Annotated in this window: 15 protein-coding genes; 8 read left to right on the top strand and 7 right to left on the bottom strand. The window is 68.0% G+C overall.

Translation table 11 applies throughout. From position 1 onward, the window contains the following. Positions 1-43: 43 nt before the first annotated feature. The 6 genes from LQF09_RS18220 to putA all read right to left on the bottom strand — a co-directional run bounded on the left by LQF09_RS18220 (position 44) and on the right by putA (position 8,999). Positions 44-757 carry an ABC transporter ATP-binding protein gene (locus LQF09_RS18220; protein WP_002931198.1) on the bottom strand — a complete coding sequence of 238 codons (714 nt, stop codon included), beginning with the start codon at positions 755-757 and terminating at the stop codon, positions 44-46. Next, on the bottom strand, positions 757-1,590 hold the full coding sequence (locus LQF09_RS18215) for an ABC transporter ATP-binding protein (RefSeq protein ID WP_002931197.1): 834 nt from the start codon (positions 1,588-1,590) through the stop codon (positions 757-759). The genes LQF09_RS18220 and LQF09_RS18215 overlap by 1 nt, the downstream gene beginning before the upstream one ends. Then, a complete protein-coding gene (gene livM / locus LQF09_RS18210) occupies positions 1,587-2,927 on the bottom strand; it encodes a high-affinity branched-chain amino acid ABC transporter permease LivM (protein WP_002931196.1) in 1,341 nt (446 codons plus the stop codon). Before livM ends, LQF09_RS18215 begins: the two co-directional genes overlap by 4 nt. Next, positions 2,927-3,841: an ABC transporter permease subunit gene (locus tag LQF09_RS18205; RefSeq protein WP_002938034.1), complete on the bottom strand. Its 915-nt coding sequence runs from the start codon at positions 3,839-3,841 to the stop codon at positions 2,927-2,929. Before LQF09_RS18205 ends, livM begins: the two co-directional genes overlap by 1 nt. A gap of 132 nt (positions 3,842-3,973) precedes the next feature. Then, positions 3,974-5,068, bottom strand: a complete 1,095-nt coding sequence (locus LQF09_RS18200) for a branched-chain amino acid ABC transporter substrate-binding protein (protein ID WP_270068630.1) — start codon at positions 5,066-5,068, stop codon at positions 3,974-3,976. A 205-nt stretch (positions 5,069-5,273) separates the two neighbouring features. Further along, entirely contained in the window at positions 5,274-8,999 is a 3,726-nt protein-coding gene (gene putA / locus LQF09_RS18195) for a trifunctional transcriptional regulator/proline dehydrogenase/L-glutamate gamma-semialdehyde dehydrogenase (RefSeq protein ID WP_270068629.1), read from the bottom strand. A gap of 176 nt (positions 9,000-9,175) precedes the next feature. On the opposite strand from putA, the gene LQF09_RS18190 reads away from it, so the two are divergent. From LQF09_RS18190 to LQF09_RS18155, 8 genes are all read left to right on the top strand, one after another. Then, positions 9,176-9,640 carry an Lrp/AsnC ligand binding domain-containing protein gene (locus tag LQF09_RS18190; protein WP_002931188.1) on the top strand — a complete coding sequence of 155 codons (465 nt, stop codon included), beginning with the start codon at positions 9,176-9,178 and terminating at the stop codon, positions 9,638-9,640. Between the two features lie 133 nt (positions 9,641-9,773). After that, positions 9,774-11,072, top strand: a complete 1,299-nt coding sequence (gene gshA, locus LQF09_RS18185; protein ID WP_002931187.1) for a glutamate--cysteine ligase — start codon at positions 9,774-9,776, stop codon at positions 11,070-11,072. A 192-nt stretch (positions 11,073-11,264) separates the two neighbouring features. Then, positions 11,265-12,224 carry a glutathione synthase gene (gshB, locus tag LQF09_RS18180; protein WP_270068628.1) on the top strand — a complete coding sequence of 320 codons (960 nt, stop codon included), beginning with the start codon at positions 11,265-11,267 and terminating at the stop codon, positions 12,222-12,224. Positions 12,225-12,304: 80 nt separating this feature from the next. Further along, on the top strand, positions 12,305-13,303 hold the full coding sequence (locus LQF09_RS18175) for an FAD:protein FMN transferase (protein WP_270069898.1): 999 nt from the start codon (positions 12,305-12,307) through the stop codon (positions 13,301-13,303). Positions 13,304-13,328: 25 nt separating this feature from the next. Next, a complete protein-coding gene (locus LQF09_RS18170; RefSeq protein ID WP_270068627.1) occupies positions 13,329-14,087 on the top strand; it encodes a YhcB family protein in 759 nt (252 codons plus the stop codon). Between the two features lie 126 nt (positions 14,088-14,213). Further along, positions 14,214-15,086, top strand: a complete 873-nt coding sequence (locus LQF09_RS18165) for a DUF6279 family lipoprotein (protein WP_270068626.1) — start codon at positions 14,214-14,216, stop codon at positions 15,084-15,086. Between the two features lie 89 nt (positions 15,087-15,175). Continuing rightward, entirely contained in the window at positions 15,176-16,060 is an 885-nt protein-coding gene (locus tag LQF09_RS18160) for a DMT family transporter (RefSeq protein ID WP_270068625.1), read from the top strand. A gap of 39 nt (positions 16,061-16,099) precedes the next feature. Next, positions 16,100-16,705 carry a 2-hydroxychromene-2-carboxylate isomerase gene (locus LQF09_RS18155; RefSeq protein ID WP_002931175.1) on the top strand — a complete coding sequence of 202 codons (606 nt, stop codon included), beginning with the start codon at positions 16,100-16,102 and terminating at the stop codon, positions 16,703-16,705. Positions 16,706-16,713: 8 nt separating this feature from the next. On the opposite strand, the gene LQF09_RS18150 is transcribed toward LQF09_RS18155, so the two are convergent. Then, complete coding sequence (locus tag LQF09_RS18150) at positions 16,714-17,436, bottom strand: hypothetical protein (protein ID WP_270068624.1); 723 nt, start codon at positions 17,434-17,436, stop codon at positions 16,714-16,716. Between the last annotated feature and the right edge of the window lie 61 nt (positions 17,437-17,497).

The following is a 17,497-nucleotide window of genomic DNA, read 5'->3' as shown; positions in this document are numbered from 1 at the left end:
CCTTGTGCTGGTCGAGCTTTGGGCCGGTGTCGATGATCGCCGATCAGGCGTGCCCGCCCTCCAGATACGCCGCGCGCACCTCCGGACTCGCCAGCAGTTCCGCCCCCGTACCGGCGAGCGTGATCTCGCCGTGCTGCAGCACGTAGCCACGATCGGCTACACGCAGGGCCTGGTTGGCATTCTGTTCGACGAGCAGGATGGTCATGCCGTGGTCGCGGTTGAGCTCGCGGATGATCTGGAACACCTTGCGGATGTAGATCGGCGCCAGCCCGAGCGAGGGCTCGTCGAGCAGCAGCAGCTTGGGCCGGCTCATCAGTGCGCGGCCGATGGCGAGCATCTGCTGCTCGCCGCCCGACAGCGTGCCGGCGCGCTGCGACTTGCGCTCGTCGAGGATGGGGAACATTGCGAACACGCGCGCGATGTCGGCGTCGTAGTTGGCGGGGTCGGCGTGGGCCGTGCCCATCTGCAGGTTCTCGATCACCGTCATGCGCGGGAAGATGCGCCGGCCCTCGGGGACGAGGGCGATGCCGCGGCGGGCGATCTCGTGGGTATGGACGCGGGTGATGTCCTCGCCGTCGAACACGATGCGCCCGGCGCTGGCCTTGGGGTTGCCGAACAGGCTCATCATCAGCGTCGATTTGCCGGCGCCGTTGGCGCCGATCAGGGTGACGATCTCGCCGACCTGCACCTCGACGTCGATGCCGCGCAGTGCGTGGATGTGGCCGTAATGGGCGTGTACACCCTCCATCGTTAGCATCATGCTGCGGCCCCTCCCATCGCTTCTTCTTCCTCGTCTTCGCCCAGGTAGGCCTTGATCACCTCCGGGTTGTTGCGCACCGATTCGGGCGTGCCTTCGGCGATCTTGCGCCCGTAGCTGATCACGCCGATATGGTCGGACACGTTCATCACCACGCTCATGTCGTGCTCGATGAGCAGGATGGCGATACCCAGCTCGCCGCACAGGTAGAGCAGCAGCTCGTTCAGTTCCGCCGACTCGCGCGGGTTGAGGCCGGCCGCGGGCTCGTCCAGGCACAGCAGCACCGGGTCGACGCACAGCGCGCGCGCAATCTCGATGCGGCGCTGAATGCCGTAGGGCAGGTCGCCCGCGGCGTCGTCGGCGAGGTGGGTGAGCTTGAGGCGCTCGAGCCACATCGCTGCGCGCTCCACCGCCTTGCGCTCGGCCGCACGGTAGCCCGGCAGCTTGAACAGGCCGGCGATCGAGAACATCGAGGCGCGTTGCAGCACGTTGTGCTGGGCGACGATGAGGTTCTCCAGCACCGTCATCTTCGGGAACAGGCGGATGTTCTGGAAGGTTCGCACCACCTGGGCGTCGCGCGCGACGCGGTGGCTGGGCAGCTTCTCCAGCAGCATTTCGCCGCGCGTTGGATGTGCCAGGCGCAGGGTGCCGGTCGTGGGCTTGTAGAAACCGGTGAGGCAGTTGAACAGCGTGGTCTTGCCGGCGCCGTTGGGGCCGATGATGCCGGTGATCTTGCCGGCCGGCACCTCCAGCGAAAGGTCGTCGATCGCGGTCAGGCCGCCGAAGCGCATGGTCAGGTTGCGCACCGAGAGCAGGGTGGCGGGCGTGTTCATTGCGCCACCTCCGTGCCGGCGGCGGCCGGCTTCGAACGCTGCAGGGGCTTCAGGCGTACCGTCGGTTCGCGGTGCGAGAGCAGGCCGCCCGGCTTCCAGACCATGATCAATACCATTGCGGCGCCGAACAGCAGCATGCGGTACTCGGCAAAATTGCGCCCGAACTCGGGGATCAGCACCAGCAGCGTGGCGGCCAGCACCACGCCCATCTGCGAGCCCATGCCGCCGAGCACGACGATGGCGAGGATGATCGCCGATTCGGTGAAGGTGAAGCTCTCGGGCGAGATGAAGCCCTGGCGCGCGGCAAAGAACACCCCGGCGAAGCCGCCCAGCATGGCGCCGATGGCGAAGGCCGAGAGCTTGATGTTGGTGGTGTTCATGCCCATCGCCTTGCACGCGATCTCGTCTTCGCGCAGGGCCTCCCAGGCCCGCCCCACGGGCAGCTTGCGCAGCCGCGACACGAAGGCGTGGGTGAGCAGGGCGAGCACCAGGATCAGGTAGTAGAGGAAGATCAGCCGGTGCATGGCCGAGAACTCCAGCCCGAAGAAGCTGGCGAAGCTGTGCCCGCCCTCGGGTGCGCTGCGGGTGAACTCGAGGCCGAAGAAGCTCGGCCGCGGGATCGAGCTGATGCCGTTGGGGCCGCCGGAGAACTCGGTCCAGTTCACCAGGATGACGCGGATGATCTCGCCGAAGCCGAGGGTGACGATGGCAAGGTAGTCGCCGCGCAGGCGCAGGATGGGGTAGCCGAGCAGGATGCCGAAGCTCGCTGCCAGCGCACCCGACACCGGCAGTGCCTCCCAGAAACCCCAGCCATACTGGGTGGACAGCAGCGCGTAGGAGTAGGCGCCGACCGCGTAGAAGGCGACATAGCCGAGGTCGAGCAGTCCGGCCAGGCCCACCACGACGTTCAGCCCCCAGCCCAGCATCACGTAGATCAGCACCGTGGTGGCGATGTCGACCACGTAGCGGTTGTCGGAATACACGATCGGCAGTGCGATCGAGGCGCCGAGCGCGATCCAGCCCAGCACGTTGACCACGCGCTGTGCGCCGTGGGCGCGGTCGGCGGCGGTGGCGGTGCTGACCCGGTCGCGGGCGAGCTTGCGGTTGCGCATGTTGTCGATCGACCAGCGCAGCAGCAGGCGGCCGGCGAACACGGCGGCGACGGCGGCGAGGAGCAGGCCGAAGCGGGTCTCGACCCCCAGCCGGCCGCCCACGTCGACGGTGGTGAGGCCGATCAGCGGCACGCCGAGGATGAGGCCGACGAAGGCCACCCAGCCGGCGTCGCGCAGACGCTCGGTGGGGGTCATCGCGTGACGGGCGAAGACGATGGCGCTCATCACACTTTCTCCACTTCAGGCCGGCCGAGCAGGCCGGAGGGGCGCAGCATCAGCACCAGGCACAGGATGCTGAAGGTGGCGACGTCCTTGTATTCCGCCCACAGGTAGGCCGCCCAGAAGGACTCGATGAGACCGATCAGCAAGCCGCCCAGCATGGCGCCCGGCAGCGAGCCGATGCCGCCCAGCACCGCAGCGGTAAAGGCCTTGATGCCGGCAAGGAAGCCGATGAAGAAATCCACCACGCCGTAATACACCGTGACCATTACCCCGGCGACCGCAGCCAGCGCCGCGCCGAGCATGAAGGTGAGCGAGATGGTGCGGTCCACATTGACGCCGAGCAGCGAGGCCATGGTGCGGTCTTGCTCGCAGGCGCGTTGCTGGCGGCCGAAGGGGGTCTGCGTGATCATCCAGGTGAAGGCGATCATCAGCACCACGGTGGTGACGATGATCAGCATCTGGCTCCAGCCGATCTGTACGGTGAAGCCAGGGGCGTCCCACAGCACCACGCCGCCCTCGAGCACCGGCGGGATGGGTTTGACGCGTGCGCCCTGGGTGAGCTGCACGCTGTTCTGCAGGAAGATCGACATACCGATCGCCGAGATCAGCGGCGCCAGCCGGGTCGAGCCGCGCAGCGGGCGGTAGGCGGTGCGTTCCACCGCCCAGCCGTAGGCCGAGGTGAAGAAGATCGACACGATCAGCACGAAGGTCAGTGCGAGCGGGATCGAGGTCACGTCGGCGGCGGCAAGGATGGTGAAGGCGGTGACCGCGATGAACGCGCTCACCATGAAGATGTCGCCATGGGCGAAGTTGATCATGCCGATGATGCCGTACACCATCGTGTAGCCGATGGCGATCAGGCCGTACATGGCGCCGAGCGTGAGCCCGTTGATCAGTTGCTGGAGTGCGTAGGCCACGATGTCTCCTGCGGTGGCGGCGCACGACGGCCGACGGAGGTGGACCGTCGCCGTGCGCGGGGGATTCTTGTTTGCGCGGCCGGCGCGCAGTGTCAGGCGCGCGCCGGCCGGGTGTTGCGCTGCAGGGCGCGATTACTGCGCGTAGTCGTACTGGCCGCCCTGCCAGCGATAGACCACGAAGCCCGGCGCCTTCTGGTCGCCCTTGGCGTCGAAGGACAGCTCGCCGATCACGGTGTTGAAGCTGCCGCCACGCATCGCCTTCTCGAGGTCGGCGTACTTGGTGCTCTTGGCTGCCGTTGCGGCCTGCTCGAAGAGCTGGAAGGCAGCGTAGGCGTAGAGCACATAGCCTTCGGGCTCGACCTTGGCGGCGCGGAACTTCTCCACCACCGGGGCAGCGTCGGCGTTCTTGCGCGGGTCGGGCGAGAAGGTGAACAGCACCTTGTCCGCAGCCGGGCCGGCAGCGGTGACGAGCTCGGAGTTGGTCATGGTGTCGCCACCCATCACGGTCAGGTCGAGGCCGGCGGCCTGGGCCTGGCGCAGGATGAGCGCAACCTCGGTGTGGTAGCCGCCGTAGGCCATCACCTCGACGCCGGCCTGCTTGAGCTTGGTGACCAGGCCCGAGTAGTCCTTCTCGCCGGCAGTGATCGCCTCGCGCAGCGTGGGCTTGAGGCCCTTGCCTTCCATCGCCTTGGCCATCTCGTCGGCCAGGCCCTTGCCGTAGGCGCTCTTGTCGTCGACCACGGCGACCTTCTTGCCGGCGAACTTGTCGGCGATGTAGCTGCCCGCCACCATGCCCTGCTGGTCGTCACGGCCCATGATGCGGAAGATGTTGTCCAGGCCGCGCTCGGTCACTTGCGGGTTGGTCGACACCGTGGCCATCGGGATGTCGGCCTCGTTGTAGACCTCGGAGGCCGGGATGGTCGAGCTCGAGCACCAGTGGCCGTGCATGAAGACGATCTTGCGGTTGACCATGGTGTTGGCCACCGACACCGCTTGCTTGGGATCGCAGGCGTCGTCGCCGACTTCCAGCTTCAGCTTCTCGCCGAGCACGCCGCCGCGGGCGTTGATGTCGGCGATGGCCATCTCCGCGCCCTTGCGGATCTGGTCGCCGGCCGAGGCGTACTGGCCGGTCATCGGGCCGGCGATGGCGACCGACAGGTCGGCCAGGGCCGCGTTGGAGAAGCCGCCGAGGGCGAGGACGGCGGTGGCGAGCAGGTTTTTTTTCATGAAACGTCTCCTTCGTGGCTGTGTGTCGTTTGCGATTGCTGCTTGGCCCAGCGTTGCAGGCCGTTGATGCGGGCTGCCACCGTACGGTGGCGTGTGCGCCCGGCAAAGGTAAGCGAATTTTTCAGTCTTGCCATCCGTGATGCCCCTAGCTGCGTGATGCCGGTCTGGATCGGGGCTCATCCGTACCGTGTTCTGGAGCCTGGTGCTAGGCACCCATGGCCATCAGGCTGGCGTTGCCGCCAGCCGCGGCGGTATTGATCGACAGTGTGCGCTCATGCACCAGGCGGCCGAGGTCATAATCGGGCGTGGGGCGCAGCAGTTGCAGGATCGGGCCCTCAAGTGCCGCCAGGCGCTGCTGCAGCTCATTGGCGCCGCGGTCGTCGCCATCGAACAGCAGGGCGCCGATCGGTTGTTCGATCCAGTTGGCGTTCACCGCCACGGCGGGGCCAAGGTCCGACGGCAGCGCAGCCACGGTGCTGCGGGCGGCCGGGGTGTCAGCGAGCAGCAGCCGGTTGCCGCTGGCGAGTGCGGCCATGACCTGGTGCAGTACGGCCGCAGCGGTGTGCGCGACGCCGGCGATCAGGCCGCGCGCGGTAAAGCGCAGGCTGTCGTCCTCGCCGGTGGGGCCGGGCAGCGCCAGACGCAGGCCGCTGATGCGGCGGGCGCGGCAGGCGTCTGCGCGGTCGCGCAGTACGGTGAATTCGTCACCCTCCACGAGGCCACGACCAGCGCCGTCCAGCCAGGCGAGGAAGCCGTCGAGCGCGGTGTCGGCAGCGCGCGTCTCCTTGCCTTCGCTGACCGCGAGTGCGCCGTCGAGCAGCGCCGGACCCGGCGTGCGCGCCAGCAGGCGGTGCAGGTAGAGCGGCCCGCCCGCCTTCGGTCCGGTGCCCGACAGGCCTTCGCCACCAAAGGGTTGTACGCCCACGACGGCGCCGATGATGTTGCGGTTCACATAGAGGTTGCCGACGTGGGCGCTTGAGGCGATGCGCTCGACGGTCTCGTCGATGCGGGTGTGCACGCCCATGGTCAGGCCGTAGCCGCTGGCGTTGATGGCGTCGATCAGCCCATCCAGCGCGGCTGCACGGTAACGCAGTACGTGCAGGATGGGGCCGAACTGCTCACGGCCGAGTTCGGACAGTGCGCCGATCTCGATGATCGTCGGCGCGACGAAGTTGCCGCGTGCGCAGTCCGCGGGCAGCGGCAGGCGGGTGACGCGTGCGCCGCGGCCCTGCATCGTCGCGACATGGGCTTCCAACCCTGTGCGCGCCTCGGCATCGATCACCGGACCGATGTCGACCCGGACGTCGGCCGGGTCGCCCAGGCGCAGTTCGTCGAGTGCCCCGCGCAGCATGTGCAGTACGCCGTCGGCGATGTCGTCCTGCAGGCACAGCACGCGCAGTGCCGAGCAGCGCTGGCCGGCGGAGTCGAAGGCGGAGGCGAGCACGTCGGCGACCACCTGCTCGGGCAGGGCGGTGGAGTCCACGATCAGGGCGTTCTGGCCGCCGGTCTCGGCGATCAGCGGCACGTTGCCGCCGCGTTCGGCGAGCTTGCGGTTGATGAGCGCTGCCACCTCGGTGGAGCCGGTGAACATTACGCCGCACACGCGTGCGTCCGCCACCAGCGCGGCGCCGACGGTCTCGCCGCGCCCGGGCAGCAGCTGCAGCGCCGCGGCCGGTACGCCGGCCTCGTGCAGCAGGCGCACCGCGTAGGCGGCGATCAGCGGTGTCTGTTCGGCGGGCTTGGCGAGCACCGGGTTGCCGGCGGCGAGCGCGGCCGACACCTGGCCGGTGAAGATGGCAAGCGGGAAATTCCACGGGCTGATGCACAGCACCGGCCCGAGCGGGACGTGGCTGGCAGCGTCGAAGCCGCGCGCCTGCTGGGCGTAGTAGCGCAGGAAATCGACCGCCTCGCGCAGTTCGGCCACGGCGTTGGCCCAGGACTTGCCAGCCTCGCGCACTGCCAGTGCGATCAGGGTGTCGGCATCGCGCTCGAACAGTTCAGCGGCAGTCTGAAGTCGTGTGCAGCGCATGGCCGCCGGTTGGGCCGCCCAGTCGGGTGCGGCGGCACTGGCGGCGGCCAGGGCGCGCTCGATGTCCGCGGTGGTGGCCTCGGCGACACCGCCGACTGTTTCGCTGTGATTGGCCGGGTTGGTGACCGGCTGCACCTCGGCGGGCACGGCAACGCTGCCGGCAACGATCGGGCCGGCTGCGAAGGGCATGCTGCGCGAGGCCTCGATTGCAGCGGCGATGCGCGCGCGCACCGGCTCGCTGGCGAGGTCGATGCCCGCGGAGTTGGTGCGCAGCGCACCGAACAGATCACAAGGCAGCGGGATGCGCGGGTGCGGCGCACCGGCGAGCGCTGCGGCCTGCTCGACCGGGTCGGCGATCAGCTCCTCGACTGCCACGCGCTCATCGACGATGCGATTGACGAAGCTGGTGTTGGCACCGTTCTCGAGCAGGCGACGCACGAGGTAGGCGAGCAGGGTCTCGTGGCTGCCCACCGGGGCGTAGATGCGCACCATGCGGTGACGGCCGGGCTGGCCGACGAGCTGGTCGTAGAGCGGTTCGCCCATGCCGTGCAGGCACTGGAACTCGTAGTCGCCAGGTTGCCAGGCACGGCCGTCGGCGGCGGCGAGGTGGAAGATGGCCGCCAGCGAGTGGGCATTGTGGGTGGCGAACTGAGGGTAGATCGCGTCGCGTGCGGCGAGCAGCTTCTGCGCGCAGGCGAGGTAGGCGACGTCGGTGTAGACCTTGCGCGTATAGACCGGGTACCCGGCCAGGCCGTCGATCTGCGCGCGCTTGATCTCGGCGTCCCAGTAAGCGCCCTTGACCAGGCGCACCATCATGCGCTGGCCGCTGCGCCGTGCGAGGTCGATCACGAAGTCGAGCACGAAGGGCGCGCGCTTCTGGTAGGCCTGCACGACGAAGCCCAGCCCGCTCCAGCCGGCGAGTGCGTCGTCGGTAGCAAGCGCTTCGAGCAGGTCGAGCGAGATGTCCAGGCGGTCGGCCTCCTCGGCGTCGATGTTGAGGCCGATGTCGTAGCCTTTGGCGAGCAGGCACAGCGCCTTCAGCCGGGGCAGCAGTTCGCCCAGCACGCGTTCGCGTTGCGACCAGGTGTAGCGCGGATGCAGGGCGGAGAGCTTGACCGAGATGCCGTTGCCGTCGACCACGCCACGGCCCTTGGAGGCCTGGCCGATGGCATGGATGGCGCGCTCGTAGTCCTTGAAGTAGCGCTCGGCGTCGGCGGCCGTCATGGCGGCCTCGCCCAGCATGTCGAAGGAGTAGCGGTAGCCCTGTTTCTCGTGTTCGCGGCCGCGCTTCAAGGCCTCGTCGATGTCGCGGCCGGTGACGAACTGTTCGCCCAGCATGCGCATCGCCAGGTCCATGCCCTTGCGGATCAGTGGCTCACCGCCGCGCGCCACCAGGCGGGTGAGCGCTGCGGACAGACCTTGCTCGCAGCTGGTCGATACCAGCCGGCCTGTGATCAGCAGGCCCCAGGTCGCGGCATTGACGAACAGCGAGGGGCTGTTGCCAATGTGCGCGCGCCAGTCGCCGTCGGCGAGCTTGTCGCGGATCAGGCGGTCGGCGGTGGCCTTGTCGGGCACGCGCAGCAGGGCTTCGGCCAGGCACATCAGTGCCACGCCTTCCTGGCTGGAGAGCGAGAACTCCTTCATCAGGGCGTCGACGCCGGACGAGCGCGTACGCGTGGCGCGCAGGCCGGTGACGAGGTCGTGGGCGAGCGTATGCACCGGCTCGCGCAGCGCGTCGGGGAGACGTGCGGCGGCGATCAGGGCAGGCACGCAGATCGGTTCCGGCTGGCGCCAGGCGGCATCGATCCGTTCGCGCAGCGCACTGCGCCGGGTCGCGGGCAGGGCCGCGGCAGCGCACGATTCGGGAGCTAGCTGGGGGGGCGACGAGGGCAGCGAGGTCACGGCCGGATACTCCTGGGAAGGCGTCCGTATGGGGTGGGGAGGGGCGTTCGGGAGCCCGTTGAGCTGGAGCGAATTTTTTGCCAAAAATAAAAGTTAATGGCTCCAAAATTTGCATTTATAAAGTCATAATTCCCGTTTCAACCAGCCGATGCAGGCGAATAGTCTGCTGCACTGCAATGGATCGTATCGATCAGAAGATCCTCGTCGAACTGCAGGCCGATGCGCGCCTGTCGATCGTCGAGCTGTCACGTCGCGTGGGGCTGACGAAGACGCCTTGTGCCGAGCGCGTGCGCAGGCTGGAGAAGGCGGGGGTGATCCGCGGCTACCACGCCGACCTCGACCCCGATGCGGTGGGTGCTGGCCATATAGTCGTTGTCCAGGTCCTGTTGACCAGCACCGCCGAGCTGGATCTGCGCCGCTTCAACGACGCGGTCCGGCGCATTCCGGAGATCGAGTCCTGCCACATGATCGCGGGCGATTTCGACTACCTGCTCAAGGTGCGCACCCGCGACATCAACGAATACCGCCGGGTGATGGGCGACCAGATCTCGGGGCTGCCGTGCGTCAAGCAGACGCATACCTACGTGGTGATGGAGGTGGTGAAGGACGAGCGCAACCTGCCGGTACGCCCTTCGTCCTGAGCGAGGCCGATGCGGCGGGATTTTCGCGCGCCGGGCTGGGCTGCGCGCAGGCGGTGTGCGGGGGGCTTGGTGTAACATTCCGGCCAAAGCTTTCGCCCCTGCCACCCGGCAGCCGGCCCTCCCGAGAGACACCATGGTCCCGCACCTCACCACCGCACTCACCGGCCCTCTGCTCGAGCTCGAGCGCCAGTTCCTCGACAATGCCTGCGACATCGAGAAGTGGTTCCGTACCCAGTGGCAGGATCACATGCCCCCCTTCTACGGCTCCACCGATCTGCGCAACTCCGGCTTCAAGCTCGCGCCGGTCGACCTCAACCTGTTTCCGGGTGGCTTCAACAACCTCAACGATGCCTTCATGCCCTTGTGCGTGCAGGCGGCGCAGGCCGCGATCGAGCGTATCTGCCCGGATGCAGGCAAGCTGCTGCTGATCCCCGAGAACCACACCCGCAACCAGTTCTACCTGCAGAACGTCGCCAAGCTGGTGTCCATCCTGCGCCTGACCGGGCTCGATGTGCGCATCGGCAGTCTGCTGCCCGAGATCGCAGAGCCGACCGTGCTCGAGCTGACCAATGGCGCCACCCTGACGCTGGAGCCGCTGCGTCGCCGTGGCGGCCGCGTTGGCCTGGACAACTTCGAACCGTGCGCGGTGCTGCTCAACAATGACCTGTCGGCCGGTGTCCCCGACGTGCTCAAGGGGCTCGACGAGCAGTGGCTGATCCCGCCGCTGCACGCAGGCTGGCACTCGCGCCGCAAGTCCAGGCATGCAGCCGCCTATGACCGTGTGGCGCGCGCCTTCGCGGAAGAGATCGGCATCGACCCCTGGCGCATCAACCCCGAGTTCGGCGTGTGCGGGCAGATCAACTTCCAGGAGCGTACCGGCGAGGAGTGCCTGGCGGCCCAGGTCGATTCGCTGCTCACCCGCATCCGCGCCAAGTACAAGGAATATGGCGTGACCGACCAGCCCTTCGTGGTCGTCAAGGCCGATGCCGGCACCTACGGCATGGGCGTGATGACGGTGAAGGATGCGTCCGAAGTCGTTGGCCTCAACCGCCGCCAGCGCAACAAGATGGCGGTGGTCAAGGAGGGGCTGCAGGTGCACGAGGTGATCATCCAGGAGGGCGTGCACACCTTCGAGACGGTGGAGGACGGGGTCGCCGAACCGGTGGTCTACATGATGGACCACTACGTGGTGGGCGGCTTCTACAGGGTGCATACGGAGCGCGGCCGCGACGAGAACCTCAACGCCCCTGGGATGCACTTCAAGCCGTTGGCGTTCGAGACCTGCTGCACCCTGCCCGACGCTGCCCAGGGGCCTGACGCTCCGCCGAATCGTTTTTATGCCTACGGCGTGGTCGCCCGCCTGGCGCTGCTGGCTGCCTCGGTGGAGATCGAGGAGACCGCGCCGGTGGAGGAGGAAGTGCTGGCCGTGTGATGCTCCCCGGCCCTGTAGGAGCGGCGCCAGCCGTGAGCCTTTTGGCCTGGCTCCGGCTGGCCGCGTCGCCTTCAGAACCTCGCGGCTTGTGCCGCTCCTACAGGGGGCGAGCGGCGCGTCGCGCAATCGATCGCGGCGCTTGCCGCATCTGCAGCCCGTCGACGGGCAGTGAATGGAACCTGTGATCAAGTCATGACCCGCAAGCTCAAGCTCCTCTTCATCCTCGACCCGCTCGAGGGTCTCAAGGCCTACAAGGATTCCAGCGTTGCGATGATGCGCGCAGCGGTCAGCCGTGGGCACGAGGTGTGGTCCGTGCAGCGCGCCGGACTGGCCTGGCGCGACGGCGTGGTGCTCGGCACCGGCTGCGTGCCGCTCGAAGTCTTCGAGGACGATGCCGCCTGGTACCGCGCCGGGCCGGCCAGGGCACTGCCGCTGGCCGCCTTCGATGCGGTGATGATGCGCCAGGACCCGCCCTTCGACTTCGAGTACGTCACCGCCACCTGGTTGCTGGAGGATGCGATGCAGGCTGGTGTGCGCGTCTTCAACAACCCGCGCGCGATCCGTGACCATTCCGAGAAGCTGGCGATCACCGAGTTCACCCAGTTCATGGCGACTTCGCTGGTCGCGCGCGACGCAGCGGACATCAACGCCTTCATCGACGAGCTCGGCGATGTCATCCTGAAACCGCTCGATGGCATGGGGGGAAGCCAGATCTTCCGTGTGCGCAAGGACGACCCCAACCGCAACGTCATCATTGAGACGCTGACCGGGAACGGTGCGCGCACCATCATGGCGCAGCGCTACCTGGCGCAGATCGCCGATGGTGACAAGCGCGTGCTGATCATCGGCGGCGAGGTCGTGCCCTTCGCACTGGCGCGCATCCCGCAGGCAGGGGAGACGCGCGGCAATCTTGCCGCGGGCGGGCGCGGAGTGGCGATGGCGCTCACCGCGCGCGAGCGTGAGATCGCCGAGTACCTGGCACCGATCCTGTGGCAGCGCGGCCTGCTCATCGTCGGCCTGGATGTCATCGGCGGCCACCTCACCGAGATCAACGTCACCAGCCCGACCTGCATGGTCGAGATTGCCGCCCAGCAGGGCTTCGACGTTGCCGGACTGGTCATCGACAAGCTGGAGCAGGCGTGCGCTTCCTGAGCTCGGGAAATAGGGGACAGACCCCAATTTTGAGGAGATTGGGGGCTGTTCCCTATTTCCCTCTTGCATGCGCGCTGCTGGTGCTGCTGTCGCTGGCCGCTTGTTCGCGGTCGGAGGTGTTCCGCCACGAGGCTTTCGTGTTCGGCACGCGGGTCGATGTCGCGGTGTATGGCAAGGACCAGGCCGAGGCCGACGCGGCGGCGGCGGCGGTGCTGCGCGAGTTCGACCGCCTGCATCGTGCCTACCACGCCTGGGAGCCGTCGGAGCTCACGGCGCTCAACGCAGCCATTGCGCGCGGCGAGGCGGCGGAGGTGTCGGACGAACTGGCCGCGCTGCTCAAGGACGCGCAGCACATCGCTGCCGTGGGTGACGAGTTGTTCGATCCCGCGCTTGGCGCGCTGGTCGCGCTGTGGGGCTTCCATACCGACACCTTCGTGCCTACGCGTCCCGATCCGGACAAGCTGCAAGCCCTGCTTGCGGCGCGGCCGCGCATGGCCGACCTGGTGATCGAAGGCAATCGCGTCGAGAGCCGCAATCCGGCGGTGCAGATCGACCTCGGCGGCTATGCCAAGGGCTATGCGCTCGACCGCGCGGCGGCCATCCTGCGCGAAAAGGGCGTGGCCAACGCGCTCATCAACATCGGCGGCAACGTGATGGCACTCGGGCGCAAGGGTGACCAGCCGTGGCGCGTCGGCATCCAGCATCCGCGCGAACCGGCGCCGATCGCGACCTTGCCGCTCTACGACGGCGAGGCGGTGGGCACCTCGGGCGACTACCAGCGCTTCTTCGAACTCGACGGCGAGCGTTATGCTCATCTGCTCGACCCGCGCACTGGCCAGCCTGCGCGTGGCACGCAGTCGCTCACCATCCTGATCACGGCGCAGCCCAATGCCGGCACGCTCTCCGACGGGCCGAGCAAGCCTGCCTATCTCGCTGGCGACCAATGGCGAGAACATACGCGCCGTTTTGGTATCGAACACGTGCTGCGCATCGCCGAGGACGGCAGCGTCGAGGTAACGCGGGCATTGCGCGCCCGCTTGCAGTTCGTCGGTTCGGTGGCGCCAAAGCTCATCGATTGAACCAAGAAGAGGGGAGGGAAGAAAAATGACTGCACAAACCGCATGGCTGGTCGCCATCTTTGCCGTGGTGATCACGGGCGTCGTCGGCTTCTTCGTCGGCCGCCAGTTCGGCGCCGGCAAGGCGCGTATAGAGGAGCTCGAGTCCGAGGTCGCGCGTCAGAAGGGCGAGATCGAGGCCTACCGCCAGGAGGTCGCCACCCATTTCGACAAGACGGCGACCCTGTTCGTGTCGATGGCGGGCTCTTACAAGGAATTGTTCGAGCACCTGTCCTCGGGCTACGAGAAGCTGTCCTCGGGTTCGGCGCGCGAGCTGTTCCAGCAGCGCGTGGACGCATTGCTGGTGGGCAATGACCGTGACGGTGGCAGCGAAAAGCTGCTGGCTGCTACCGGCCTGGCCGCGGCGGCCGGTGCTGCAGGTGTGGCAGCGGCCAGTGTGCAGACAGGCGAGGCGGCATCGGCCGCGCCTGACGAGGGCTCCGCCCCGGCTACAGCCGTTGCCGAAGATGCCGCTGCCGAGCCGGTGCCGGTCACCGACGGTGCTGACGAGCTTGCAACTCCGGACCCGAGCGTGCAGCCCGCTGCGGCGGCGTCGCCCGCGGGCGAGCGCGCTGACGACGGCGTGCCGATGGTGGCGGCCGATGTGCCTGCCGAGTCGGCGGAGACGGACACGACGGCAGAAGCAAAGCCGGACGCGCAGGCCGAAGCGCCTGCACTCGTCGACGATCCGCTCGCCGAGGAGGTCGTCGGTCATCATGCCGAGCTGCGGCGCGAGGACGTGAAGTAGCCGAGGATCGAGGACGCCCACTCAGGGGGCAAGGGCGCGGGCTGGCCTTGCCCCTGAGTGGGCGCGTGGCATCCAGCGCGGGTTGCCGGCCGTGAACTTTGGCGGCGCCCTTGCGTCTGAGCGCACATGCTGTCTCTTGCGCGCATCCTGCTTGCCGGACTGTTCGCCGCCTTCGTGCTGGGCGGCTGCAGCGTTCGCATGGCGTATTCCCAGCTCGACTGGCTGGTGCCCTGGTACCTGCGCGACTATGTGATGCTTGATGCCGGCCAGCGCAACCTGCTCGACCGCCAACTGTCGGCGCGTCTCGACTGGCATTGCCGCACCCATCTCGCTGAGTACGCCGCCACGCTGCGCGAGGCGCAAACCACGCTGGCTGCAGACCGTATTGGCAGCAGCGACCTGTTGCCCTATCTCGCGCGTGGCGAGGGGTGGTGGCGGGAGATCCTTGCCGCGCTCGAGGACGATGCCCGTGTGCTGCTGCCAGCGCTGTCCGACGAACAGGTCGATGAGTTGCAGCAGGCCTTCGAGCGTCGTCAGCGCGAGGCGCGCAAGGAATTCCTCGGCGGTGACGACTCCGCCCAGCGCGAGGCTCGCATCGCACGCATGGAGAAGCGCTTGCAGCGCTGGTTCGGGCGCCTGACCACCGAGCAGCGCGTGCTGATCGGCGTCTGGAGCGATGCCCTCGAGCCGACGACCGAGGCCTGGCTGGACGAGCGTGCGCGCTGGCAGGCGGACGTGCTCGACGCGCTCCGCGTACGGGCAGATGGGGCAGCGTTCGCACCACGGGTCGCCGCCTTCATGGCGCCCGTGCAGGACGAGCCCACGCCAGGTTATCGCGCGCGACAGGCGCACAACCGGGATCGCAGCCTCGTCTTGCTTGCCGAGGTGTTCAATACGGCCACGCCGGCTCAGCGCCAGCGGCTGCAGCGTGAGCTCGAAGGGCTTGCGGCGCAGTTCGAGCGCCTGGCATGCGCAGCGCCGCCGGCCGCCGCGGGTTGAGCCGAGCGCGGCGATGCAGCTTCGGTGCCGCGCTCGCCTTTAGGGATCGCCCGGTCGATAATCGCGGGTTCTGATTCTGGCGACTACGCATGCAAAAGACCGAACTCGACCGTCTCGCCATTGGCATGATGGTGCTGTTCTGCACGATCTGGGGTATGCAGCAGGTGGCGATCAAGCTCGCCAGCACGGGCATCTCACCGGTATGGCAGGCCGGACTGCGCTCGATCGGGGCGACGGTGATCGTGCTGTTGTGGGCCCGCATGCGCGGGGTGCGACTGGGGGAGCGGGACGGCACGCTGGTGCCGGGTGTGCTCGCCGGACTGCTGTTCGCCGCCGAGTTTGCGTTGATTTTCCTCGGGCTGGAGTACACAACGGCCTCGCGCGGGGTCATCTTCCTCTACACAGCACCCTTCTTCGTCGCCCTCGGCGCGGTCTGGCTGCTGCCGCAGGAACACATGCGCCGGGCGCAGTGGGTGGGCATGGCGCTGGCGTTCGGCGGTATTCTGGTGCTGTTCGGCGAGCATCTGTTCATGCCCACCGACCGCGCCTGGATCGGTGACCTGATGATCATGCTGGCGGCGGTGTTCTGGGCCGCGACCACGTTGACCGTCAAGGCCAGCGCATTGGCGCGGGTGTCGGCTGAAAAGACCCTGCTGTACCAGCTTGCGGTGTCGGCGCTGGTGCTGCCGCTGCTTTCGGTCGCGCTCGGCGAGCCCGGCGTGTTCGCGCCGACGCCGCTGGTGTGGGCGAGCCTGTTCTTCCAGACCTTCATCGTTGCCGGGATGTCCTACCTGGGCTGGTTCTGGCTGGTGCGCCAGTATCCGGCAACGCGGCTGTCGTCCTTTTCCTTCCTGACACCGGTGATGGGCGTGCTCGCGGGCGGGCTGCTGCTGGGCGAGGCGATGACACCTGCCGTGTTCGGTGCGCTTTTCCTCGTGGGGGCGGGCATCTGGGTGGCGAACCGGCCACGTTGATGTTCTATAGTGGCGGAGCCAATCAACGGAGTCAGCGCCATGCCCCGCCCCGCCGTCGAGTTCTGGTTCGAGTTCGCCAGCACCTATTCCTACTTGTCTGTGATGCGCATCGAGCGTGTGGCCGAGGCCGCTGGCGTGGAGGTGGCATGGAAGCCCTTCCTGCTCGGGCCGGTGTTTCTCGCCCTGGGCTGGAACGATTCGCCCTTCAATATCTACCCCCCCAAGGGGCGCTACATGTGGCGCGACCTCGAACGGCTGGCGATGAAGGAGGGCTTGCCCTTCCATCGCCCCAGCCGTTTCCCGCGCAATGGCCTACTGGCGGCGCGGGTCGCGCTGGTCGGGGTCGAGGCCGGCTGGGTCGCGCCTTTCGCACGCGCAGTGATGACGGCCAATTTCGCCGAGGACCGCGAGATCGGCGAAGCGGCCGTGATCGAGGACATCCTGCGCGCGCTCGGCCTGCCAGCCGATGAAGTCATGGCGCGAGCCCAGGCCGATGCCAACAAGCTGGCGCTGCGTTGCCAGACCGAGCGCGCGGCCGAACTGGGCTTGTTTGGTGCGCCGAGCTTTCGCGTCGGCGAGGAGCTGTTCTGGGGCAACGACCGCCTCGAGGACGCGCTGGCATGGGCGTGCGCCGGAGCGGCCTGAGGTACTTGCTACTTCTTCTTCTGCGCCTGTTCTTCCTCGTAACGCCGCTGGCGTTCCTCGTAGCGGTCGCGGTCGCGTTCGGCTTGCTGCGCGCGGCGGGAGGCCTCCTCGGTAGTGCGCTGGCGCGCTGCATCGCGTTCGGCATCGGCGGCAGCGCGTCGGCGGACCGCGTCGGCCGCAGCCTCCTCGCTACGCGTCTCGCGCTCGGCGCGAATGCGTTCGCTCTCCGGCGATGGGGCGATGCGGGCATCCGGGCTGGGTGGGGTGGGCTGGAGCGCCGGCAGTTGCGGCAGCGCTGTCGGCGCTTCGGGCGATTGCATGCTGCCAACGGCAGTCGGCCGCGCGCCTTCGGCAAGCAGCGCTTCTGCCGTGCGCTGGCGTTCGGCCAGGGTCAGGCGGCGTGCCTCGGCTTCTACGGCGCGGGCGCGCTGGATGGTCTCGAGGCGCTCCTTGCGCGCCTGGTCGATGCAGCGATTGACCAGAAAACGCTCGTAGCAGGCCGCCTCGGCGGTGGCGAAGCGGGCTTCGGCCTCTGCGCGCAGGGCCTTGCCTTCTGCCTCCAGGGCGCCGATGCGGGCGCGATCGGCGGTGCGCCGGGCATCGTCGGCCGGCGTCTGGGCGAGGGCGGACAGGGTGGTGGTGCCGAGCAGAGCGGCGAACAGGGCTCGGCGGAGGGTGGAGCGGAGCTCGGGCTTGAGCGTGCAGCGAGCGGGCAGGGTGAGGTGAGTCATGCGCACGGTGTTCCTGAGAGGATTCGGCTGGCGCGTAGAATAGCGCCTTTGCAACTGCCCG

The sequence above is a fragment of the Thauera sp. WB-2 genome, from assembly GCF_027594845.1.
GTDB classification, from domain to species: Bacteria; Pseudomonadota; Gammaproteobacteria; order Burkholderiales; family Rhodocyclaceae; genus Thauera; species Thauera mechernichensis.
Note: the sequence above shows the minus strand (reverse complement) of the source record. Positions and strands in the feature narration are given on the sequence as shown.